The 23599-nt window shown below is 43.5% G+C and carries 18 protein-coding genes and 1 tRNA gene; 7 read left to right on the plus strand and 12 right to left on the minus strand.

Translation table 11 applies throughout. The features are described from left to right. Positions 1–96 precede the first annotated feature (96 nt). The 5 genes from AC5JL3_RS01450 to AC5JL3_RS01470 form a co-directional block, all read right to left on the minus strand. On the minus strand, positions 97–1395 hold the full coding sequence (locus AC5JL3_RS01450; protein ID WP_496072794.1) for a hypothetical protein: 1299 nt from the start codon (positions 1393–1395) through the stop codon (positions 97–99). Between the two features lie 24 nt (positions 1396–1419). After that, on the minus strand, positions 1420–2367 hold the full coding sequence (locus tag AC5JL3_RS01455; RefSeq protein WP_496072795.1) for a sulfotransferase: 948 nt from the start codon (positions 2365–2367) through the stop codon (positions 1420–1422). Between the two features lie 100 nt (positions 2368–2467). Next, complete coding sequence (locus AC5JL3_RS01460; protein ID WP_496072796.1) at positions 2468–3352, minus strand: sulfotransferase family protein; 885 nt, start codon at positions 3350–3352, stop codon at positions 2468–2470. 303 nt (positions 3353–3655) lie between these two features. After that, positions 3656–4024 (minus strand): hypothetical protein, encoded by a 369-nt coding sequence (locus AC5JL3_RS01465; protein WP_496072797.1) that lies wholly within the window; start codon positions 4022–4024, stop codon positions 3656–3658. A 257-nt stretch (positions 4025–4281) separates the two neighbouring features. Next, positions 4282–5352 (minus strand): tetratricopeptide repeat protein, encoded by a 1071-nt coding sequence (locus AC5JL3_RS01470; protein WP_496072798.1) that lies wholly within the window; start codon positions 5350–5352, stop codon positions 4282–4284. Positions 5353–5993: 641 nt separating this feature from the next. Here AC5JL3_RS01470 and AC5JL3_RS01475 point away from each other — a divergent pair. Continuing rightward, positions 5994–8669 carry an HlyD family secretion protein gene (locus AC5JL3_RS01475; protein ID WP_496072799.1) on the plus strand — a complete coding sequence of 892 codons (2676 nt, stop codon included), beginning with the start codon at positions 5994–5996 and terminating at the stop codon, positions 8667–8669. Between the two features lie 46 nt (positions 8670–8715). Here AC5JL3_RS01475 and AC5JL3_RS01480 read toward each other — a convergent pair whose 3' ends face one another. The 3 genes from AC5JL3_RS01480 to AC5JL3_RS01490 all read right to left on the minus strand — a co-directional run bounded on the left by AC5JL3_RS01480 (position 8716) and on the right by AC5JL3_RS01490 (position 11530). Further along, the gene (locus AC5JL3_RS01480; RefSeq protein WP_496072800.1) at positions 8716–9801 is read right to left on the minus strand and encodes an alpha/beta hydrolase family protein; all 1086 of its coding nucleotides are present in this window, start codon (positions 9799–9801) and stop codon (positions 8716–8718) included. Positions 9802–10085: 284 nt separating this feature from the next. Next, entirely contained in the window at positions 10086–10994 is a 909-nt protein-coding gene (locus tag AC5JL3_RS01485) for a sulfotransferase family protein (protein WP_496072801.1), read from the minus strand. Positions 10995–11456: 462 nt separating this feature from the next. Continuing rightward, positions 11457–11530, minus strand: a tRNA-Pro gene (locus AC5JL3_RS01490). 100 nt (positions 11531–11630) lie between these two features. On the opposite strand from AC5JL3_RS01490, the gene lipA reads away from it, so the two are divergent. The 5 genes from lipA to AC5JL3_RS01515 all read left to right on the plus strand — a co-directional run bounded on the left by lipA (position 11631) and on the right by AC5JL3_RS01515 (position 19245). Continuing rightward, the gene (lipA, locus tag AC5JL3_RS01495; RefSeq protein ID WP_496072802.1) at positions 11631–12515 is read left to right on the plus strand and encodes a lipoyl synthase; all 885 of its coding nucleotides are present in this window, start codon (positions 11631–11633) and stop codon (positions 12513–12515) included. A gap of 44 nt (positions 12516–12559) precedes the next feature. Beyond that, positions 12560–13471, plus strand: a complete 912-nt coding sequence (locus AC5JL3_RS01500; RefSeq protein WP_496072803.1) for an NAD(P)H-dependent glycerol-3-phosphate dehydrogenase — start codon at positions 12560–12562, stop codon at positions 13469–13471. A gap of 442 nt (positions 13472–13913) precedes the next feature. Next, positions 13914–15164 (plus strand): RNA polymerase sigma factor SigC, encoded by a 1251-nt coding sequence (gene sigC, locus AC5JL3_RS01505; protein ID WP_496072804.1) that lies wholly within the window; start codon positions 13914–13916, stop codon positions 15162–15164. A 289-nt stretch (positions 15165–15453) separates the two neighbouring features. Further along, positions 15454–18000, plus strand: coding sequence for a non-ribosomal peptide synthetase (locus AC5JL3_RS01510; protein WP_496072805.1), 2547 nt, complete (start codon positions 15454–15456; stop codon positions 17998–18000). Between the two features lie 135 nt (positions 18001–18135). Next, positions 18136–19245: an alpha-hydroxy acid oxidase gene (locus AC5JL3_RS01515; RefSeq protein ID WP_496072806.1), complete on the plus strand. Its 1110-nt coding sequence runs from the start codon at positions 18136–18138 to the stop codon at positions 19243–19245. A gap of 50 nt (positions 19246–19295) precedes the next feature. Here AC5JL3_RS01515 and AC5JL3_RS01520 read toward each other — a convergent pair whose 3' ends face one another. Further along, positions 19296–20135: a peptidoglycan-binding domain-containing protein gene (locus AC5JL3_RS01520; protein WP_496072807.1), complete on the minus strand. Its 840-nt coding sequence runs from the start codon at positions 20133–20135 to the stop codon at positions 19296–19298. Positions 20136–20214: 79 nt separating this feature from the next. After that, complete coding sequence (locus AC5JL3_RS01525) at positions 20215–21153, minus strand: peptidoglycan-binding domain-containing protein (protein ID WP_496072808.1); 939 nt, start codon at positions 21151–21153, stop codon at positions 20215–20217. 437 nt (positions 21154–21590) lie between these two features. On the opposite strand from AC5JL3_RS01525, the gene AC5JL3_RS01530 reads away from it, so the two are divergent. Further along, positions 21591–22283: an SH3 domain-containing protein gene (locus AC5JL3_RS01530; protein ID WP_496072809.1), complete on the plus strand. Its 693-nt coding sequence runs from the start codon at positions 21591–21593 to the stop codon at positions 22281–22283. A 153-nt stretch (positions 22284–22436) separates the two neighbouring features. Here AC5JL3_RS01530 and AC5JL3_RS01535 read toward each other — a convergent pair whose 3' ends face one another. Next, positions 22437–22613, minus strand: coding sequence for a hypothetical protein (locus AC5JL3_RS01535; RefSeq protein WP_192219826.1), 177 nt, complete (start codon positions 22611–22613; stop codon positions 22437–22439). Positions 22614–23058: 445 nt separating this feature from the next. Next, positions 23059–23523, minus strand: coding sequence for an SH3 domain-containing protein (locus AC5JL3_RS01540; protein WP_192219824.1), 465 nt, complete (start codon positions 23521–23523; stop codon positions 23059–23061). Positions 23524–23599: the final 76 nt, after the last annotated feature.

Raw genomic sequence — 23599 nt, forward strand, 5'->3', positions numbered from 1 at the left:
GCGGAAATAACTATCCAGTTGAAAAAGGTTAAAAAGCTTACTGTACAAGCAATATTCATAAAAGCCTTCTGCCTCCTGCCTTCTTTTCTTCTTGCACTAGTGTTCCTTGCCAATCCAAATCTCTAAACCATTAACTCCAAGTGTATTAGATAAAGAATTATTTGCAGTTTGACCATGGATTGTATCAAAAACAAAGGTTAATCCAAATGGGGTGGACATAGCCGCACATAGCTCGACTTGGGGATAATTAGTAATTCCCTCTAAAGGAATAGTTTCCCAGATTTCTCCATCTTCTGAAAGCCACATTTGAAACCTGCCCGGTTTTTGGACTCCAACATAAAGATAATTATCATGAACCAGTAGGCACTGAAAATTCGATTGCTCAAGGTCATCAAAACCTGGTCCCATTGCCGATAAAGGTACCTTTAATCCCTCAGGGGTAAATTTCGGTGTACCGACGATTAAGTCCCAACTATCATCAGGATAAATACGAATCAATTCAGGAGGAGCAGTATTAAACTCATGGGTATTATTCTCAGCAAGTAATGATCTGCCACTAGCAACATACAGATTGCCTTTAAAAACAACCATAGATGATACAAATTCATTCATCGTATATCTATATGCCCCCTTGGAGATAACCTGCTTCCAAGAGTAAGAAAAAGGTTCAATAACTTGAGTTTTCCAGACTTGAAATCCTTGCTCTAGATTTACAGTTCCCACATACAGGCAATCATTGAATGCCACCATCTGGGAAATGGCTTTATTATTCGAGTCGCCAAAACCCGATAAACTTGTGCATTGCCATAGTCCTAATGCTGGATCATCTGAAACATAGACAATAGGCAGATCTTCCCACTTTTCGGCTTCACCCGTTAATCTTCCTAAACAGGACGCATAAAGCTTATTTTGGAACGGATAAAGTTGGCGGAAAGACAACCTATACTGTTCCACTTTAGCCTTTGGAATTACATGAAAAGATTCACAAGTTTCTGTGCGTAAAAGTTGCGATTCAAGCGAGGAGATAAGACTTAGATAAAGCATTGGGGCATTATCGCTTTCCCCTTTAAAAATAGCTATCTCGCTGAATATTTTGTTATGATGGATTAAATCATTCTGACTAATATTTGACTTTGATGCCTTTGTCAAATAAGCACTACTATCCTCATTTAATAGAGGTAATTGATACACTTCATCCCAGGTATCGTTTAGGGAATCATGACGTAATAATTTGCCAGAGTGATTTGCTTTTTGTGTTGAATTAGATGTGATTGCAAGATATAAATGATTTTGAAATAAGAATAGGAAACAGCTAAAACTACTTGTCAACTGTTGGTAACCTTTTTGCTCGGTACTGGCAAAGTATTGAGCCGCTAGTAAAGAGTCTTTAGACATTTCTTTTTCTAGTTAGTAATAGAACTACTGATAACCCATTTGCTTAGCTAGATGAATTATTTTTTGTGAAGATTGTCGATTCAAAGCCCAATCTAGCTCAGTCTTGCTCTTCAGTGATAGCTCTGAAATTTTGCCAGAACGTAATCTAGGGCTATCTAAGAATTTTAGATCATTCCCACCCCTAGCCCCTAGTGGACCGCGACAGGCATAAGATGAATTCTCAGGATGTTTCATCGCCTCAATAGCATCCTGATCAACTCGTAAACCAAGCCAATCTGCTATTTGTGGTAGATACAAGTCTGGTTCGGATAGCAGGTCTTCCCCCTTTAATCGCATACTCTGCCCTACAGGCAGCGTACTAGTAAAGTTGATAATGCTGCTGTGAGTGTAAAGCCATAAGCGAGCCGGGTCAAAGGTAGTTTCTTTGAGTGCATTCTTAATGAGTGGCTTAGGGGTTCCACTGGTCTTTAACATTGGTTTAAAAAGATTTTCTCGTACCTCTGACATTTGCTTAAGGTACTCACGAATCGACTTGGCTGCTGATATGGGATGGCGAGTCAGGTGCAAAAAGTTAGCCTTCGGGAACATTGCATAAGCACGTTCGATAAATTCTGGCTTCATAACCGTTACGGGACTTTTGTCTACACCGATTCGAGGGCTAATTCGTTCCAGGATATAGTCGAACATTTTTTTTGTAGACCAGTCCATTCGTTCTTGTAGCCATGCTCGAACTTTAAAAATGCTTGTTTCTGTTTGGACACCATCGTGTAGTTGTGCCAGTGTGCGTAGCAACCCATGCAAACCTTGAGGTCTTCCTTGGCGGAGATAATACAGCAGCATTTCCTCAACACTGTCTGCAACAAAAAGATTAAGCTCAGGAAAACCATACATCTCTGGATGTTGACCAATCATGGCACATCCAACTGATGAAAAAGAACGTAACGGACATAGGATAATTAATGGTTCAGTCATTCTAGAATTTATGGATAGCAATGTAATACGCTTTTGCCTAGTTGTATTAGGACTTAGTGCCTGATTTTACTAATACATAGTTATGTAGCTTTTGCTACCGCTATTGATAGCCCATTTGCTTTGCAAGTTTAGTAATTTTTGTGGAAAATCCTTGATCTAATGCCCATTCCAAAGCTCTATTCAGTGATGGTTCTGAAACTTGACCTACACGTAGGACAGGGCTTTTTAAAAATTTCGGATCATTACCCCCCCGTGCTCCTCGTGGTCCAATAGAAGCATAGGATGAAGTTTCTGGATGCTTCATTGCTTCAATCGCTTCTTTATCCGTTCGCACACCAAGCCACTCAGCTATTTGTGGTAAATATACGTCTGGATTAGATAATAAATCCTCTCCTTTGAGCCGCATACTTTGTCCCACTGGCAGTGTGCTAGTAAATTCCATAATTCTGCTGTGCGTTTGGAGCCAAAGTCTAGCGGGATCTAATGTCTTTGAAGACTCTCTAACAGAGATTTTTGACATTTGTTGAAAAAACTCCTGCATTGATTTTCCCGCTGATATAGGATGACGGGTTAAATGTAAGAACTTACTTTTAGGGAACATTGTATAGGCACGCTCAATAAATTCAGATTTCATAACAGTTACAGGAGTTTTATCAATACCTATTTTGGGATTAATCTGTTCAAGCAGATAATCAAAGACATTTTTGGTAGACCAACTCTGCCGTTCATCTAGCCATTGTTTTGCTTTATGAATGGTCGTTTCTGTTTGAACTCCATCATGCAGCTGTGCCAACGTCCGAAGTAAGCCCGGTCCTCCCTTTACCCTACCTTTGTGTTCGTGATACAGCATTAGTTCTTGCATACTGTCTGCAACAAATAGATGAAGTTCCGGAAAACCATACATTTCTGGATGTTGACCTAGCATTCCACAGGCAACTGATGAGAAGGAACGTAAAGGGCACAAGATTATTAGAGGTTCAGCCATTGGTAATCCTCAGACAGGCAATTCCAATACAGAGATAAGAAAGTGATATGTAGCGGTTCTCCTAAAGGATGAGATACAAGTTCTGGGTTTTCGGGAATTGGGAATGGGGAATTGGCAAGAAAGTAAGATGTGCTTCACTGATACGAGAATCGCTATAACTCTCTTTGGCATTAAAGTTTCGTAGAAATCCTGAGTATTTGATGTAGCTCCAGAATCATACAATATGCCTAAGCTTCTACATTAAACTAGGAGATTTAAGATTCTATAAGAAACACACGCATTCTATTTTTTATCCTGTAGAGGTTACTTTGTTGTTCTTATTTTTATATGTTCCTGTATAGCGTTTAATTCCTTTTGTGTAACTTCAAGTAGTCCTAGTAGCCAAGCAGAGCGATATTGAAGTTCTTGCTTACGTTGCTCAAGTTCCTGTAGAGAGGTAGAGTTTGGCTCAATTTCTGGGCTGTTTATCCATTGTTGAACATTCTTCAGAAAATCGATAGGAAGAGCTTTTTCTTGATTGTTACGGGTCTGTTGGTTACTCCTAGCTAGGTTCTGTCGCAGCTCAATATCCTGCTGGTTATTAGAGGATTTCTGTCTGCTACCGTGACGTTCTCTGATTTGTTGTAGAATTGCTTGTCGCTTTTCGGCTGATGCACTATGGTCTGTTGTCATCTAGAACAATCTTATTGGGTAAAGTCAAACGGTTACAACTTAATACATCAAGCTAAGTTTACTCTGGCTATTGAGCCAACTTCTCTAAGAAAGGGCTGAACATAAACTTTCTACTCAAGAAGGATTGAAACAGTCTTTTTGTTTCATTAGCTAAGCCTGAATCAATTTTTTTCTGAGCCACTGTATCTATCTGTTATCAACTTACCGACAGCGAACTGAGAAAAAAACGCTCACATAGCGTTATGTAAACTCTAAACTTAAAGGCTCGAAATGCGTCTTTGTGGAGTTTGAGGATTAGAAGGATCGGAAAGTAATGACTTACCTAAGGCTCTGTAGGTACTTGCTAAGTCCTCCCATTGAGTGTCATCCTGTTCTAGCAATATGTCAAAGTCATCCGTTTCATCAATCGCATTCTCTTCCTGTGAAGCTAGGAATTTTGCGGCTTGATACTCCTCTGTCGCTTGCCTAAATAAGCCTTGTTTGTAATAAACATCTCCAAACAGCTGATGTTTTTTGGCGGCAATAGCATCAACTTCAGGCAAATTCCTGAGAATTTGAACAGCCTCTTCTAGTTCATTTACTCCAGTTAAAGCTTCTGCAAAGCCTAAGAGCTTCGCCAGATTAGCCCCAGGTGTTGGCAGCTCGTTGTTAATTATTTTTTGAAAAGCCTCTTTTGCTAGACCATATTCCTTTTGGATAAGATGAAGGCGACCTATTAATAAATAAGGAAGAAAAAGTTTGGGATCGATCGTCAGTACAGTGTTAAGGGTTGCGATTGCTTCTGGAATCTTCCCCTGGGCTTTATAAATTTGGGCAACTAGTAGACGAGCCTTAGCCAGTTGTGGATTTAAGCGTAAAGCCTTAGAAATCTGCTTTATGGCAGCCTCGTAATCCTTCTGCTTCATGAAAACCTGACCCATTGCTATATAAGCTTGAGTCGATTTAGGGTCTAGGTTGAGTGCATTCTGAAACTCCTCAGCTGCCTTATCTAGCTCACCTTTTATGAAGTAAATCCTCCCTACTTTTAATGCTGCCTTCGACATCAAGGGATCTAGTTTGACTGCACTTTGGAAGTGATTCATCGCCTCATCATATCGTTTCTGTCTCAGATACACAGTTCCTGCACCCATATGGGCAGGAATAGATGAAGAATTGTTTTCCAAAACAGCTTTAAATTCGTCTAAAGCCTCATCAAGACGTTTTTCTTTGGCAAGTGAAAGACCGATTTTTAATCGATCTCTATCTGAAACTTGAGGTGCTATATCCTGAACCTTTACTTGGTTTCTTTCTTCAGTCAGCCGTTTTACACTAGGAATAAATTTTGGCATAAAAACTCCGTTGTTCGTAAATTGTGGATTTTATCATAGCATTCTCAAATGCTGCTGTAAGGGGTTCAGGCTCCTCACAGGTCATTCAAGTAGAAAACCGACAAAGCTGTCTTTAACAGCTTTTGCTTCAGCAAGTTTAGGCTCTAGACGTGGCGAAACCTCTAACTCTACAAGTAGGTTTAACTTAAGTCAAATCAGCTTCTTGTTTAATGAGCTAACCTATTCATCCTAACTACGAATGTTTACGGCATTGTCCACCTCACCAGTACTTTTCACTACTTCATCATTATCTAGCCTTTGTTCCGAGAAGTTCTTGTAAGCAGTCTAGGCATAGGGCAAGTTGGTGTTAATTTTAACGTATTTACCTCTCTATTATTCACAACTTCTAGACAATTCAGCCGCACTTCCCTGTGGAGCAACCTATAGGGCAAATCGCTGGACAAAGCTCTACTATAACAATCAAGCTATTCTCCAGAGTACCCATTGCCCACAACCCAACCTATAGCGTCTATTGCCAATCCCTCATCTTCCTGGGCATAAAGTCTCAATAAATTAGCTATGTTAGTTAAATTAGATGGATTGTTGTAAGGCAAACTTTATCTTAGCTTTCAAACCAATTCGGTTAAGTTTTGTAACGCCAAGTGTATCGTGGTATTGCTGTTGTCATGTATAAACCTTTAGAAACTCGCTTACGAAAAGATCTATTGATTACAACAACCGTAGATCCGGAGACTTCAAAACACTCTTATTCATTCAAGAAGCCAAGTTCTGGTGAAGCGTTTGAATTTGGGGAAGAGGAATATTTATTATGCAAATCTATGGATGGTATTTCTACGCCATCAGAAATATTAGCAGCTTTTGAAAGACAGTTTGGGTTAGTACTAACAGAAGAGGATTTTAATCAATTTTCACAAGAAATTGCAGAATGTGGTCTTCTGGAAGTATTTGATGAGCAAGAGACGCTTCCTCTCGGTACTAGTTCAACGGAAAGCGAAGAAGAAAATAAAAAATTACAATTCTCAACTCTATCTAAGCGTCGAAAGAAAGGAAAAAGAGGCAAAGTCTGGGCAGTATCTAATTCAGAATCATTTTTTAAATTTCTGGCAAAGATGGCTAAGCCTTTTCAGCCAATTGCCACTTTGTTACTTTGGTTACTAATCCCTTTATTGATATTAGCTTTATTTACTATATTCAACAATCAATTACTATTTAGACGCGATATAGGTTTATTGGTAAAACCGACCTCTTGGGTGGCTTATCATCTTTTAAACATGACTGTCGTCAATTTAACTAGTAAGCTAGCTCAGGGAATAGTTTGCACTTCTTATGGTGGAATTGTAGGAGAGTTTGGGCTGAAGCTAACATTTGGGATTCTGCCTCGCTTTTATCTAAAAAAAGATGGGATATGGCAGCTTCCACGTAAGATTCAGTTATGGTCTTTTGGCACACCACTAATAATTAGAATTCTTATATTTTCTTTAGGAACCTTGATTTGGTACTGGACGAAGGGAACTGAAAATGGATTGAGAGGTTGGGCTATTTCATTGGCTTATATGGGATACCTAGACTTCCTCTTTGACTCCAGCCCGTTTTGGCCATCTGACGGTTACGGATTGATGATTGCATACTTTCGTCTTCCCCCGAACTGGCTTAAAAAGAATCTTCTTATCTTCGATATGATCCTGAAGCGGCGACCTTTGCCAAAGCGATTAACTTTCCCAGAGAAACTGAAGCTACAAGGATTATCTCTTCTGATGATCCTTACTTGGATATTCTTGGCACTAAAGCTAGTTAATGATATGTCTCATAGGCTGCTAAGAAATATTTCTCCTGGTATTTTAGGAAACGGAGCCACAGCTTTACTAATTAGTCTACCTTTTATGCTGGGCTTTCGGACTTTATGGGTAGCGACTCACCCAAAGCAGGATAGAAAGAACTCACATAACCAAAATAATTTAGAAAAAACAAGCGATCGCTCTCGGCAAACACCATTATTTCATCCACTGGGAGAGGTAGATTTGTTTCTCAGTGATTTTCCTAAATCTGTTAATAAATCGAACAGCTTTAATAAGATACTAAAGTCTTGGGTGAAGAAATTCATTAGACTATCTCTTTTAGTTGCTTTAGGTATATTACTTTTTTTGCCTTACCCATATCGTCCTGGTGGTGTAATCAAAATCTCACCTCCAACACAGCAGCAGATTCAAGCACAAGTCAAAGGTAAAATCACTAAAGTTTTTTTCGAGGGTGGAGATGGTCAATGGATAAAAGCGGGAACTGTAATTGCGAATTTAGAGGCAGTTGATATAGAAAATTCAGTATTAATAACACAAGAGCAAGTAAGACAGCAGCAAGCTGAGCTAGAGAAGCAACAGGCTAACTTGAAAAAACTACTCGCTACTCCTAGAAAGGAAGATGTAGAAGTTGCCAAACAACAAGTGGAAGTTGACAAACAACAAGTGGAAGTTGCCAAACAACAAGTGGAAGTTGCTCAAGAACAGCTTAAAACAGCTATTGGCAAGGCAGAATTTAGCTCTCGTCAAGCGGAACGTTATAAGGCTTTGTACAATACGGGCGCTTTCTCCTTACAACAATATGAAAATTCTGCAAAAGATGCAGAAACAGACCGTAGTAATGTTGAAGAAGCCAAACAGAATGTTGAAGAAGCCAAACAGAATGTAGAGAAAAAGCGTCAAGATATAAAGAAAGCAGAAGCTAACTTAGCCTCAGTGTTGAGTGGTCCTTTTCCTGAAGAGATTGAAGCAGCTCGTAAAGAAGTTGAAGCGGCTCGTGCTAATCTTAAGCGTTTCCAGCAACAGTTGAAATATAATCAAGACCAAGTTAAACGAACTCCCTTGGTGATGCCAATTGATGGTTATCTAGTGACCTCATCTCTTAACCAAAAAGTGGGTAGCTATCTAGATCAAGGTGAAACGTTTGCTGTTGCTGAAGATAATCATCATATTCGAGGCGAAGTAGAAGTCCCAGAATACGATATAGGCGATTTTTCTGTCGGTAGAAAAGTAGAGGTTAAGCTTTTAGCTTATCCAGATAAACCCCTTACTGGAGAAGTGGTTTCTGTGGAGCCGATCGCTGCTAGTGATTCCACTAAGCTTACTAATGCTGATGAATCTACTTCTAGCTTGACTGAACAGTTTGTAAAAGTCACTGTAGACCTGCCTAACACAGATAGATTGCTTAAAGCTGGGATGTCTGGTTATGCAAAGATTGAAGGACGCACCATGCCAGTTTTTGCCGCCTTCACTCGTTCTATTGTTCGCTTTGTACAGGTTGAAATTTGGTCTTGGCTTCCTTAATCTCTTGACCAACAGGCAAAATCTACTTAGTAGACAAGAGCGCCAATTACTTCACAGAAACTGAGACATCACCATCACTATAAGTTTGAAGCTGAGTGGACTTCAGATAGGTTCTGGCTGGGGTTTCTCCCTTGAGATAAGCATCCCAAAAAGCTAGGCTTGCTATTTTGGTATAGCGTTGTACAGTCTCTGTATCAGCTATCCCAGTCGTGTTAGCTTCAGTGTTAGCGTCAGTTTGTCTTTGCCTGTTCTCTCTTAGCAATCTTCTCCTCCTCAGTCCTACACCATTTTCACCTCTTATACCAGCGCGACTCTCACCGGTACCAAAAGCGGAGTGGGTAGCACCCGTGATCCAGACAAGATATTTATCTCCAGGAGGCATGTACTGAAAAGACTGCCGCCGCCACGATGCTGGCTGTTCTTGGCGTCCTACAGTCTCACGTGCGATGTCACGAGTACCTGTCACAATCATCACTGGTGCTGTAATTGCATCCCAGGAGTACCTATCTAGACCAGCATCTCCTGGACCTTGAGGAGAGATCGCAATAAAGGCTCGAACACGGGGGTCACGAACCCCTCCACCTTGACCCCAAGGGGGAGCTAGGCGGACTCCAGCAACTGCCATAGTTGTGTAAGCACCAAGAGAATGACCCGCAACCCCAATTCGGGATTGATCCATTTTTGCGCCTAGTTCGGGAGCCTGACGTTCCAATGTACCGAAAGAGTCGATTATGAACGATATATCTTGAGAACGCTGCTGGCGTTGTCTAGGCTCATTGCTATTTCTGGCTAGTCCTGCTAGTCCCTGTGTTCTCAGGACAGTTGTATCAGTACCTTGGTGTGTGGGATGGATAGAGACATATCCATGACTTGCCCAAAACTCGCCCAGGTAACTATAGATTTCTTTAGAGCCTCCTGCTCCATGCGAGAAGATGATCACAGGGAACGGTCCCTGTCCTTGTGGATAGTAAATCTTGACTGGCACATCGCGATCGCGACGAGTGTCTGTGAGGGTGATATTATCCAAAACGCCGACCGTATAGGGTCCTGGATTAGCTTGATACACAGAATTGGTTACTTCCGCTTTGGGAAGGGAACTAATAGTATGAGGTTCAGAGTTCTGTTTATACACAGAATCTCCCGTTTGTGTTCTAGAGGAAGACTGGCTGATCGGGAAAGCACTACAGCTACTTGCTATTAAGAGCGTCAGCACAACTGAAGTGGCACAACGAAGCACTGCTAGTGGTAAAAAAACCTTAACTTTGCAATTCATACAGAAGTCTACCCACTTTGGAGGTAATTTTTCCAGTCTTAAATTAAACTTTTTGACTTTCATTTTTACCAAGAGGTTCCTTGATCCACATAGGGAACCTCTTCGTTTCCTATTAACATCAGCATGTTTCAGCAAAAAAAAATCTACTCGTAACCAAATTCTTGAGCCATTTGGAGTACCTCAGGGATGAATCCCTTATCATCATTGCGCCATGAGAGTCGGCCTTCGAGCTTAACGACTCCTGTCGTTTTATGTGCCTCAAGAGCGGGATATTTGAGAAAGTGCGGATCGAGACCCAAATGAGTTCCATAAGGCCCATAAGAAGCATAGGATGAATCTTGAGGACGCAATAGCGCCGCTGAGACAGATTCATCCCAGTTTAAGTTTAACCAGCGACAGATATTTTCCAGATTGAAGCAAGGCTCGTTGATAATGTCTTCGCCACGAATAGTCATTTTTTGACTAGCAGGAACACCTTTCAAAAAATCTAAAATGTTGGAGTTGAGCTTGTACCAACCATACTGCGGCTCTACGACTGGTGGCTCAGTTGAATAATCTATCCAGTCCTCTAGAATTGCCATAGCACCATTAGCTATCTTCATAATTGACTCGCCTTGAGTTCTGGGATGACAAAGCAAATGAAGGAAGTAAGCGTGCGGAAAAGTGTTGTAGATGCGATTTAAGATTTCCAGATCAGTGGCATACACATGGCTGGATTCGACTAGACGCAGAGGAGAAACTTTATGACATAACTCAAAATAAATTTCTGCGGTCATAGAGTGAAGACGGTTAAAAATCCAACGATGTGCCATGTCAATGGAACACAGAGTTTGTTCACCAGCATAAAGTTGAGCGATAGTACGCAATAATCCATGACTTTGGAATTGGCGTGAACCTCTTAGACTGAGAGCGAACTCCTCTAAAGTTTCTGTGAGCAACAGATTGAGTTCTGGCACTCCATAGGTTTCCGGGTGCTGACCAAGCATAGCCCAAACCAAGGAGGTGAAAGAACATTGAGATCCCAAGATAAATATTGGTTGCGCGACTGACATAAAGCTGGACTAACGGGCATCTGCCAAGTAAGAGTGTATGTTTTGAACTTAAGGGTAAAAATAACTCACACACCTGCAAGTTGTTATCTCAAAGCGAACCTAAGCGATAACTACCTGTCTTAAGGCAAGAGTGTCAGCAACAGTTTACTCTGGATACCCTACTAGTGTCAGACCTAGCCTTTGTCAAAAAGCTGAACTTGATATTGAGTAATATTTACAGTGTATGAAGCGTGATGGATTAGAGCGATCGCTTTTTAGAGGCGTGCGATGCTCATCAGTGGTGGGGATGACTTCAACGGCGGCTTATTCAACAATTTTGAAAATTTGATTGCAAGATAACTTTATTAAGACTATCTGTATCTAAATTTACTCCTTTTGCCATTGATTTCTCTACACTCAAAAAATAAATTGAGACTCTATAGCTACAAAAGCTAAGAGCCTTTAATTTGCAATGCTTTGCAGTCGGGATGACAGGATTTGAACCTGCGACCCCTTCGTCCCGAACGAAGTGCGCTACCAAGCTGCGCTACATCCCGATAAGCTATAATCCATACATCATATCACGTTGTATGGCAAAGAGCCTCGCGCTTGCTAGGATTAACACTGTGTAACTTCAGTGGGAGCTATTCTAAGAGAGTGGTTGTTAAGCCAGAATGGTTACGTGTTAAAGCACCTCAGTGGGAGCGCGTCGGAAACGTTAAAGAAATTTTACGGGATTTGGCGCTAAATACTGTCTGTGAAGAAGCTTCATGCCCAAACATTGGCGAGTGTTTCAATGCTGGAACCGCTACGTTTTTGATTATGGGACCAGCTTGCACTCGCGCCTGTCCCTACTGTGATATTGACTTTGAGAAAAAGCCCAAAGCCCTTGACCCTACTGAACCAACACGCTTAGCAGAAGCAGTACGGCGTTTAGCCTTAAACCATGTAGTTATTACCTCAGTAAACCGGGATGATTTACCGGATGGGGGAGCTTCCCAATTTGCACGTTGTATCGAAGCGATCGGTAGTGTCTCAGCCCAGACAACCATTGAGGTGCTGGTTCCTGACTTATGTGGAAACTGGGATTCCCTTGAAGTAATTCTCCAGGCTAAACCAGAAGTCCTTAATCATAATACTGAAACTGTACCCCGACTCTATCGACGGGTGCGTCCTCAGGGAAATTATCAGCGATCGCTTGAACTCCTGAGGCGATCGCGTGAGCTAGCGCCTTGGACTTATACAAAATCTGGCGTGATGGTTGGTTTGGGTGAAACCGATGCAGAAATCCGAGAAGTCATGCAGGACTTACGTGCAGTAGGCTGCGATATCCTCACGATTGGACAGTATCTCCAACCGAGCCAAAAACACTTAGATGTTGCTCAGTTCATTACACCCGCACAATTTGATGCTTGGAGAAAACTGGGTGAATCCTTAGGATTCTTGCAAGTCGTCTCCTCCCCGCTTACCCGCAGTTCCTACCACGCTGAACAAGTCAGGGAGTTAATGAAACGCTATCCTAGACAAGATGTGCTGGGGTAATAGGATGCTACGCTGACGACAACTGACAACTAAACCACTAACAAATGACCAAAATCGTCATCATTGGAGCCGGTGTCTGGGGAACAGCCCTCAGTTCTGTGGCATCTCAAAACGGTCATGATGTCTGTATATGGTCGCGTCGTAGCGAGGAAAGATTAGAGGATGTCCTGGTGGGGGCAAATATTGTTCTATCAGCAGTCTCCATGTCAGGTGTCGGTTCTGTCGTGTCCCAGTTACAGTCATTGCCAATTGTTCCTGAGACAATTTTCGTAACAGCAACGAAAGGATTGGATGCTACGACGACTCGTACTCCCTCTCAAATTTGGCAAGCGGAGTTCCCTGCTAATCCAGTCGTTGTACTCTCCGGCCCAAATCTTTCTAAAGAAATCAAGCAAGGACTGCCTGCGGCTAGTGTTGTTGCCAGTACCAACAAGAAGGCAGCAGAGGTAGTACAGAAAGCCTTTTCTTCGCCGAACTTCCGGGTTTACACCAATCCTGACCCCCTTGGTGTTGAACTGGGTGGTACGCTCAAAAATGTTATGGCGATCGCATCGGGTGCCTGTGATGGCTTGCAGTTAGGAACAAACGCCAAAGCGGCTCTCCTCACTCGTGGACTGACTGAAATCATCCGAGTCGGCGCAGATTGGAGCGCTCAACCCGAAACATTCTATGGCTTGTCAGGACTGGGAGACTTATTGGCAACCTGCAACAGCAGCCTCAGCCGCAATTATCAAGTGGGTTACCAACTCGCCCAAGGCAAAACCCTAAGGGACATCTTGGCACACCTAGAGGGAACAGCAGAAGGTGTCAACACAACAGCCGTTTTGGTTGAACGAGCGCAAAGGCGAGGAATCTCAGTGCCTATCACTCGTCAGGTTTATCGCTTGCTTCAAGGGGAGATTACACCACAAGCAGCCGTTGAGGCGCTAATGTTGCGAGATATCAAGCAAGAGTAGCCACAAGTTAAGTTAGTTGATGTCAAATCTTACTAACCTAACTCAGGCTCCGGAAAAAAAGGAACTTTTTCTTAAAACTTTTTTTCTAAATCTGGATAATTCTTCAGGAATCTACCTAAGAGGTGATGTAGATTAACATATCCATTTGACCGAAGTCACTATCTTTAGTTAGTGTTCCGCTTATACTAGTTACTAAAGAGAGACGAATAGTCATCTTACTAAAGATGGATTTAAGCTGCTTGCTGAAATTCATCTAGTATTTGACACTAAAGCGACTCATCAATCCTAATTACTGGTAACACTCACCTAGTGAGACAGCTAGTACGTTCCAGTAAAAAAAAAGATAAGCGTTGTTCTTCGGTCATCAAGGGTGGGAACTCTAGTAATAAGGTGTGACGCACGAGCATCAAGTGTGGTCACCAGTCGTAATTAAGAGATCATTATGCCAGCCACTCCTTTCTATGCCGACACAGAATTCGACCACGAGCTACCTGCCTTTGGCTTTGAGCTTAACGGTACAAGTGAAGATGTGGAACCATCGGTAGTTGATTTGGTTGATACGGAGAGTGAGAGTACAGACGCTACTAACTTTACCAAGAGTACCAGCCGCCGCCCTACTGACCTCGTTCGGTTATACCTTCAGGAAATTGGTCGGGTTCGTTTATTAAGGCGAGATGAGGAAGTATCGGAAGCCCAAAAAGTTCAGCGATATATGCGGCTGTTGGACTTACGGGCTGAGTTTGCGACGCAGGCGGATGAACTGATTCAGCGCTTTGCCCATCTAATTGATGCTCATGACCGTTTAGTATCCCAGTTAGGTCACCGTCCCTCTTGGGAGCGTTGGGCTGCTGTCGCTGGGGTGGAAGTTTCGGACTTGAAGCCGAGCTTGGCGGCTGGAAAACGGCGTTGGGCAGAGTTAGCTGGCTTGACAGTCAAAGAGCTAGATAACATTCAAGCTCAGGGTGTCCGAGCCAAAGAACACATGATCAAAGCTAACCTGCGCCTTGTGGTGTCGGTGGCGAAAAAGTATCAAAATCGTGGATTGGAACTGCTAGATCTAATTCAGGAAGGAACACTTGGATTAGAGCGGGCAGTCGAGAAGTTTGACCCCACGAAGGGGTACCGATTCAGCACCTACGCCTACTGGTGGATTCGTCAGGGCATCACCAGAGCGATCGCAACTCAAAGCCGTACTATCCGTCTCCCTGTTCACATCACCGAAAAACTCAACAAAATCAAAAAAGCTCAGCGCAAAATCTCCCAAGAAAGAGGTCGCACAGCAACGATTGAGGATATTGCCGTTGAGCTAGAAATGACACCTCCTCAGGTTCGGGAAGTTTTACTCCGTGTGCCTCGCTCTGTTTCTTTGGAAATTAAAGTAGGCAAGGAAAAAGACACGGAGTTAGGTGACTTGCTCGAAACCGAGGAGACTTCTCCCGAAGAAGTCTTGATGCGAGAAGCGCTACAACGCGATTTGCAGCAACTTCTAGCAGACCTTACTAGCCGTGAACGAGATGTCATTCGGATGCGGTTTGGTCTAGGAGATGGTCATCCTTATTCCTTAGCAGAAATTGGTCGTGCTCTAGAGTTATCTCGTGAGCGAGTGCGTCAAATTGAAGCGAAAGCCTTACAAAAATTGCGCCAACCAAAGCGTCGTAACCGTGTGAGAGATTATCTGGAAGCTCTTAGCTAAGAGACTATTGAGGTAGGTGAAACTCACTCGTAAGTTTAGCCTGAAGTTCTAAAAGAGAACTTCAGGCTAAAACTCTAAAATTAGACACAAACTTCAATTTAAATAAAAGAACATTATCTTCTGATAAAGTCTAGTGAAAGTTTTTTTGCTATAAGGAGATTTATAGTAAATTTACATTTAATCACCTGCTATTGAGTAAACCAAATAAGTTTGTTGATTTGCTCTTGAGTTTCATAGGGTGTATGCAACCAAAAATTCATTTAGACGTGTCAGTACCAATATGTTTTGTATGCATCAATTCTTTGAGTCTCAGGTTGAGCTAGCGCCACACGCGATCGCACTAGTTCAAGGAAATCAGCAATGGACATATCAAGAACTTAATGCTAAAGCTAATCGGCTAGCGAACTACCTCAAAAAGCAATCCGTGGCTCCTGAAATGCGAGTCGGAATTTGTGCGGAACGCTCCATAGAGATGGTAGTAGGAATTTTAGGAATCCTTAAAGCAGGTGGTACTTATGTGCCCCTGGATCTTGCCTATCCAAAAGAACGCATTGCTTTCATTCTAGAAGACACTCAAGTATCACTCCTATTAACTCAGAGGCATCTAGTTGAAGGATTTCTCCAGCAGGGAGTACCTGTAATTTGCCTTGACAAAGAGTGGGAAACCATTGCACAGGAGAGTCAAGAAACACCCCTTAACGAGGTAAAACCCCAGAACCTTGCCTACGTGATGTATACCTCTGGTTCCACAGGCAAACCAAAAGGCGTACAAATTTCCCACACAAATGTTTCACATTATATTGAGGCAATCAACAAAGTTTTGCAGGTTCAGCCCGATGATGTCTATCTCCACACAGCTTCTTTCTCATTTTCCTCATCAATTCGGCAGTTAATTGTACCTCTGTCTCAAGGAGCTAGAGTGGTTCTCGCTACTCGCGAACAAACACAGAACCCCTTAACATTATTTGAGTTAATCCAGAAACAGGGTGTAACCATCATTGATACTGTTGAGTCAGTTTGGCGTTATGGACTTCAGGCACTTGAAAATTTGGATCAGAACTCTCAAGACAGACTTCTAGCATCCAAATTACGACTCCTAGTATTTTCGGGCGGCTTGCTGCACTGTCAACTCTATAAAAAGTTGCGCTGCAAGTTAAAAAATCAACCCCGTATTGTCAACATTTACGGTCAAACAGAAACCATTGGAGTTTGTGCTTATCCTATCCCAACTGAATTTGATCGAGAACAGGGATATGTCCCCGTCGGGTATCCTCTTTGTGAGATTCAGGTTTATATCCTCGACTCTGAACTCCAGCGAGTTCCTGTTGGGGAGCCAGGTGAACTCCATGTTGCAGGTGCTAATGTAACTTGTGGCTATCTTAACCTGGATCAACTCAATGTTGAGAAGTTTATTGATAACCCCTTTGTAGAAGAACAACCGATCGCCCTTGGTGAGGGCGCTAGCGCGATCGCATCTGAGTCATCAGCGCGACTCTACAAAACAGGTGACTTAGCACGTTACCTACCCAATGGCACCTTAGAAATACTAGGTCGTGTTGACTTTCAAGTAAAGCTTCGGGGGATGCGTGTTGAGTTAGGGGAAATTGAGTCGGTACTGGAACAACACCCTACGATTAGGCAAAGTGTCGTCACGGCTAGAGAGGACAAACCAGGCGACAAACGGCTTGTCGCTTATATCGTTCCTAAGCTACCTTCCGCAGACATCAGCAAAACCGCTTTGATTAAAGAACTTCGTATTGTCTTAGAGGAGAAGTTACCCAGCTACATGGTGCCCTCTGCCTTCGTGCTTCTGGATAAGCTGCCCCTAACGCCAAATGGAAAACTTGATCGCCTTTCCCTCCCAGCCCCTACTCAAGATGATGCCGAGAGAAAGGAAACCTTTGTAACAGCTCAAAATGACTTAGAACTTCAGTTGACACAGATTTGGGAGAAGGTTTTAGGCATTGAGAACATTAGCATCAAAGACAATTTTTTTGAGTTAGGGGGACATTCGCTTCTTGCGGCTCAACTGCTTGCTCAAGTTGAGCAAATAGTTGGCAAAAACCTACCTCTCGCTATCCTACTGCAAGCACCAACAGTAGAGGAACTAGCGAACCTTCTCACCAAGGAAGAGGAGTCTACTGTTTCTTGGAGTGCGCTAGTACCCATTCAACCTGCTGGCTCTAAGCCACCCCTGTTTTGCGTCCATGCCGTAATGGGCAATGTTCTCAATTTCTGGAACTTAGCGCGTTATTTAGGCTCAGATCAACCTGTTTATGGATTACAAGCAAGAGGGCTAGATGGCAAACAAGCGCCCTTATCTCGCGTTGAAGACATGGCAACCGAATACCTCAAAGAAGTACGCCTCATCCAACCACAAGGGCCTTATTATTTGTCTGGTTACTCCTTTGGGGGAGCCGTTGCCTTCGAGATGGCACAGCAACTAGTTGCTCAAGGTGAGAAGATAGCGCTGCTGGTTCTCTTTGATGCGGGCAGTGTCGTGGCCTTCAAAAAATTGTCAGTTAAAGAGCGGCTTTCTAATCATTGGCAAAGTTTTTCACGCCTGGGACCAAATTACATCCTCAACAAAGTGACAACGAGAATCAAGACGATTCAAACGTCTATGAGGGAAAAGCTTCAACATAAGCTTTCTCAAAACCGAGGACTTGTGTTAGCCAACGCCGAACCAACTCCAACTCTCCCAACTATTGAGCAGACAAATCGACTAGCTTTAAAAAATTACAAACCTAACGTTTATCCAGGTTTGGGAATTCTTTTGAGAGCAAATACATGGGCAGAAGAAGAAGAATGGTTTCGAGACCCTTTATTGGGTTGAGGTGATCGGTTTGAGCAAGGTCTGGAGGTCTATGATGTACCCGGTACTCACTTTACCGTACTCGATGAACCTCATGTACAGGTGCTAGTTAAAGAGCTAAAGGTTTGCTTGGAGAAGGCACAGTCGGCTCATTCGGTGCAAGCAAAACCGATAATCAATTCTTCAGAAAGACCGATTAACCTTTTTGAGTACGAATCATTAGCGAGTCAGTATTTATCCGAGATGGCACTGGGTTATTACACAGGTGGCGCTTGGGATGAGGTAACGTTGCGGGATAATCGGGAAGCTTTTGAGCGCTTCAAACTCTCTCCTCGGATGTTAGTAGATGTCAGTCATCGAGATTTAAGTACTCAAATTTTAGGACAAGCTGTCCGAATGCCGATTTTGATTGCTCCAACAGCTTTCCAATGTCTAGCACATCCAGAAGGAGAAATGGCAACACGTAGGGCAGCGGCTGAGATGGGTGTGGCAATGGTATTGAGTACAATGTCTACCAAAAGTTTGGAGGAGGTGGCAAGTGTGCCAATGTCCACACCTCAATGGTTCCAGCTATACATTCATCATGATCGCGCCCTTACTCGTGCCTTGGTCGAACGGGCTGAGGCGGCGGGTTTTAGTGCTTTATGTTTGACTGTGGATGCACAACTGGCTGGCTCTAGGGAAAAAAGTCGGCGTAATCCTTTTACACTGCCGTCAGGAATGCAAATGGCAAATCTCGTGACGATGAAGGGTAGGGAAATTCCTGCAACAGTAGAAGATTCGAGGTTGCTTACCTATTTTACGCAGCAGCTTGACCAAAGCCTAACCTGGCAGGATTTGGAATGGTTGCAATCAATAACGACAATGCCAGTCGTTGTGAAAGGAATTTTGCGAGGGGACGATGCTCTGCGGGCAGTAGAACATGGAGCAAAGGCAGTGATTGTGTCAAATCATGGGGGCAGGCAATTAGATGGTGCGATCGCAACTATTGATGCTCTCCCGGAGGTGGTTGCAGCAGTAGGAGACAAAGCAGAAGTTCTCGTGGATGGTGGCATCCGACGCGGCACAGATGTACTGAAAGCATTGTCATTAGGCGCTAAAGCTGTGTTGTTAGGGCGTCCCGTGTTATGGGGGCTAGCTGTTGGTGGAGAAGCTGGGGTGCATCATGTACTGGAACTGTTGCGGGACGAGTTAAATTTAGCAATGGCGTTGAGCGGCTGTGCCACGCTACAAGATATCGATGCTAGCTTGGTGAAACGGTTGTAGAAATTAGTACTCTGCTGAGTAGATGCAGTGCTGGTGTTTAGGATAACGACTTAAAAGCGTCCGGTTCTTATATCACTGGTACTAACGCGATAGGCGCGTTGAGCGGCTTCCACTGCGGCTTGAGTTTGTGGTCCCCAAATTCCATCAATTACGCCGCGATAGAATCCTTGGGCTTGCAAACGCCTTTGCAAAGATCGTGTATCAAACTGACTAGTCACACTTACTGATGTAGGTGTTGACTCTGATCCACCAATTGCAGGCAAGGCGGCTCTAGTTTGTGGACCGACAACGCCATCAGGCCTTAGTCCTCTGGCTTGCTGGAATTGCCGAACAACCGCTTGAGTCTGTGAATCGAAGACACCTCTAGTCCCACTACAGTAACCGGCTGCTGCTAAACTCTCTTGAAGAAGACTAACTTTGTCGCCGCGATCGCCTAATCGCAAAACACCGTTAAAAGGCACTCTTACAGGCTGTGGGCGAGGGGCAGGTTGTCCACGCAAAGCCGTTTCTGTAGTTGTACCCACTACACCATCCGGTGTCAGTCCTTTAGCTTGCTGAAATCGGATGACCGCTTCTTTCGTTTGGGAGCCAAAATAGCCAGTAACATTTGCCTTGAAGTAACCCAGTTGCTGTAAACGCTGCTGGATGGCTGTTACTTGTGAACCGCGTGAGCCTTCTTGTACCAAGGCTAATGTCTGAGTTGCCGTTCCTAAAATCCCTAGTGCAATGGTGAAGGAGAGCAAACTGTAGGTGGCTCGTGTTGAAAGCTTCTGCGGCTTGAGCATTTCAAACAGATTTATACCCTCCCACGTCGAAATCGAAGCAATGTAATCGTTATCAGTTGGGGTTTCGTTGGCTAAGGCAAGGTGAAGATAAGCAAGAGTTTCCATTGTTCTACCAGAAGCATCACAAAGCAAAGCACCAGTTTAGCTGGAGATTTCACTATTTAAGATACCTGGGATACATCAACTATGGGCGATACACCACCCGTGCATCAAATCCACGCGATCGCAACTGATAAGACAGGCTTTCAGCCTCGTTTCGGTTATTAAACGCCCTAGCATTAACATACTCACCACGTTTTGAGTTTCTCCGTGTAGCACTAGATATGTACCGTCGCACCTCAGAAAGTGTATCGTCACCGCGAATTGGTACGACTACCACATAGGAATTTCTTGGAGAACCAGAACCGATTCCCAAGGCTGTGAGCGTTTCTCGACCAGCCACGCCATCAGCCTCTAAACCATTAGCTCTCTGAAACCGCAGAACAGCTCTCTCAGTATCTCTTCCAAATATGCCATCAATTGCACCAGGATTATACCCTTCACGTCTCAACCTTTCCTGGAGTCGTCGGACTTCTGGTCCACTATCCCCTCGTTGCAATAGAGTTATATCTGTCAAGCGACCAGAACGGCTGGGAACTGAGCGTTCCTCATAGCTGGACACAGAAGGGGGATAGAGAGTTGGAAGGGGCGGGGTATTAAATGTATTGTATGGACGCTGCCCTACTTGGTCAAATAGTGCTGCTTCCGTCTCCGAGCCTACAACGCCATCAGGAGTCAGTTCATAAGCTTGCTGAAATCGGATAAGTGCATTCCTAGTTGCGGGACCAAACACACCATCAGGAGATTGGTAAAGGTATCCCAGCTCTTGTAAACGCTCTTGAACTAACTCTACATCCGAACCACGTGAGCCTTGTCTAAGTACTCGTTGAGCCAATGCCTCACCTGCTATCCCCAAAATGCTCAGGCTAACAACCAGGGATAGCAAATAAATCCGAGTGTGTGTGGCTAGCTTTTGCTGCTTGAGCCACTCTAGAAGCTTTAAATTCTCTAGGGTTAAATTCTGAGTGATGTCAGTAGGTTCTTCGTGGGTTAGTGCAAGATGAAGATAGGCAATAGTTTCCATATCATTTCTAGGAAATTTATCTCGCTAGTTTATCAATTGAAACGACGATTTTGCTAATTTATTTACCGATAGTTATGCTCAAGTTTAGTTTCGATAAAGCTAGTGTGTACTAACTTCTCTAGGAGTAGTGCTTCTAACTAAAAATTTAGAGTCAAATTGAAATCGCTGCGTTGTTTATTGGTTTAGAGGAATTCTGGCTGACTATCCAAGCTCTTGATTTTTCTAGAAATCGCCCTACGACTAGTTACTTATTTGAAGGATTAGACGCATCGGAAGCATTAACTCTGTTAAGCCTTGGTAGAAAATGCTGACCTTTCAACGAGTGAGCCAGTAGTCAGATTGTAAGATGTGATTCAATAAACCTTATGATTTGCACAAGTCTTTATAGGTCTGCTATTTAACTAAGAGACTGACAAAGTGAGTGAGGGGTTAATGGCATGAAAAATATGAGTTACTGGGGAACACCTGTCGCTCTCTTAGCTTTAGCATTAAGTGCTGTAGGAGATATAAGAGCGATCGCTACTGTTTTCTCCAACACTAGTTCAGCTAACCTGATTCTTGAAGCGGAACTAAACCAGTCTCAGCAGAAGCGGACGTTTCACTTAGCACAGGGGCTTGTAGGGCAATGCCGCGCCGCATCTAGATCAATATTTGTCTACCGAGAGCGTTCAAGTGCCAGTCCAACTAGAGCGCTAGAATCCAATGAACAAGTTGTCCTAGCAGAGGAAGATGGTAGGGGGGGGTGGATAGCCATTAGTTCTCCGATTAGGGGGTTTGTAGAGGCAAGAGACCTTAAGCGCTGCTCGGAAGAACCGGAAGAAGTAGTCATCCGTCCTCGTCCTCCTCGCTCAGAAGAAGTTGTCACCCGTCCTCGTCCTCCTGGCTCAAACCTCTGCCGCCAAGTTACTTATCAAGGACTTGAGGGTGTGGTTGTCCGTGAACGACCGGATATTTACTCTCGTCCACTCAGTACAGTATTTTTTGAAGAGCGAGTCACGCTCAATAATCCTCCACAGTCGAGAGTAGACAGTGAAGGGCGCGAGTGGGTTAGACTCACGTCCCCTGTTGTTGGCTGGATGTCCAATGGGTTTCCTGCTACAGGAGACCTCAATCTCAGTGCTTGTTTCTAGTCCACCAGCTAATAGGTTAGAGTCTGAGTATTGCCCTTATTAACTCACCTTGTTACTGAGGCGTTTAATCATTTATAAAGTGCTTATTCTTCACTAAATTGACGATTAACAAGGTGAGTGCTTTTCCAGCTATCAGTTAAGAGAAGTTATCTCTTAAATCAATCCTGTCTGACTGAACAACACAGCAACAAGCGCAGAAAAACCAGTAATCGCTAGTGCAACAAATGGATTTTGGCCTTGGCTAACGGCGAAAGATGTAACGATTCCAGCACCTAAGGCAGCCGTTACAGCAGCAGTTAGCCAGTCTTTATCAGAATTATTGTTGTACATCTTTTGTAGTTTGTAAGTAGAGTTGTTAAGACTGTGAGTTACAGTTCATACAAACTACCATCCCTTCATAGCTAGCTTTCCACTTACCTGGGATTTTGCAATTAAGATTAAAATTTAGCTACCTTTCTTAATAAAATTAAGTTGACAGACGATTTTCACAAGAGGCGTGTCAATTTGCCTCCAGTCTAAGTTGTCATTTGCTAAATCTATCAAACCCATACCAATAAAGGAATAATCGTTAGGCTACTTGCACTTCTCGCCCTAGTCCATAGCAGTTCTCAATGAGAGTAAAGTACCAGTATTTGGCTTCATGGTATTCGCACTTCGTGAGAAGCAAGCTACATGGTTCATGCCAGAAAGACGCTTGGGGCTATAAACGAGGAGCCTTTTCGCTGTACCCCAGGTAATTGAGAACCGCTATATAGGACAATCCGAAACGGTTTCCTTAATTGACTCGTTGAATGTTACCTGACTTAATCCAGCCTTCTTGTGTCCCTTCGGCTAATCGTACCTGCTGCCATCTTTGATCATTGCTCTCTTTAAGAACGATGACTTCTTGATTAAAAGCAACCCCACCAATACGGTTTGCCTCTGCTCCTGGCCCATCACGGAGGCTTAAGCCTTCTTCCCAGGTAACACGAGCCTTGTAAGCGCCTGGTGGTAGTTCCTCTGTTGGTGAGGGTGAGGCACTAGGGGTGGGTTGCTTACTGGGTTGATTGGAGGTTGAGGGCGCACTAGTTTTCTTGGCAACGGGTGAAGCCTTCGGTTGCTCCTCCGCAAAGATTGGTTTAGGAGGGGGAGCGGCAAGTTTAGTAAAGAAGTAATAGGCAGTAGCGGCACTGCTACCCGCCAAGAGGAGGATACCGACAATAAAACCAATGACAAATTTAGCTATACCTGAAAAACTCATAGGAGTTGTTCGTTGTTAGTTGTGGGTTATTAGGTGTTGGTTGCTTGATTGATACCCATAACAAACAACCAACAAG

This window comes from Symplocastrum torsivum, from assembly GCF_059505465.1.

Bases quoted from the DNA above. Each gene is read 5' to 3' on its own strand.
- AC5JL3_RS01510 (WP_496072805.1), top strand. From the start codon at position 15,454: ATGCATCAATTCTTTGAGTCTCAGGTTGAGCTAGCGCCACACGCGATC.
- AC5JL3_RS01465 (WP_496072797.1), bottom strand. From the start codon at position 4,024: ATGACAACAGACCATAGTGCATCAGCCGAAAAGCGACAAGCAATTCTA.
- AC5JL3_RS01500 (WP_496072803.1), top strand. From the start codon at position 12,560: ATGACCAAAATCGTCATCATTGGAGCCGGTGTCTGGGGAACAGCCCTC.
- AC5JL3_RS01540 (WP_192219824.1), bottom strand. From the start codon at position 23,523: ATGAGTTTTTCAGGTATAGCTAAATTTGTCATTGGTTTTATTGTCGGT.
- AC5JL3_RS01535 (WP_192219826.1), bottom strand. From the start codon at position 22,613: ATGTACAACAATAATTCTGATAAAGACTGGCTAACTGCTGCTGTAACG.
- AC5JL3_RS01520 (WP_496072807.1), bottom strand. From the start codon at position 20,135: ATGGAAACTCTTGCTTATCTTCACCTTGCCTTAGCCAACGAAACCCCA.
- AC5JL3_RS01485 (WP_496072801.1), bottom strand. From the start codon at position 10,994: ATGTCAGTCGCGCAACCAATATTTATCTTGGGATCTCAATGTTCTTTC.
- AC5JL3_RS01460 (WP_496072796.1), bottom strand. From the start codon at position 3,352: ATGGCTGAACCTCTAATAATCTTGTGCCCTTTACGTTCCTTCTCATCA.
- AC5JL3_RS01525 (WP_496072808.1), bottom strand. From the start codon at position 21,153: ATGGAAACTATTGCCTATCTTCATCTTGCACTAACCCACGAAGAACCT.
- AC5JL3_RS01530 (WP_496072809.1), top strand. From the start codon at position 21,591: ATGAAAAATATGAGTTACTGGGGAACACCTGTCGCTCTCTTAGCTTTA.
- AC5JL3_RS01470 (WP_496072798.1), bottom strand. From the start codon at position 5,352: ATGCCAAAATTTATTCCTAGTGTAAAACGGCTGACTGAAGAAAGAAAC.
- AC5JL3_RS01450 (WP_496072794.1), bottom strand. From the start codon at position 1,395: ATGTCTAAAGACTCTTTACTAGCGGCTCAATACTTTGCCAGTACCGAG.
- sigC (WP_496072804.1), top strand. From the start codon at position 13,914: ATGCCAGCCACTCCTTTCTATGCCGACACAGAATTCGACCACGAGCTA.
- AC5JL3_RS01455 (WP_496072795.1), bottom strand. From the start codon at position 2,367: ATGACTGAACCATTAATTATCCTATGTCCGTTACGTTCTTTTTCATCA.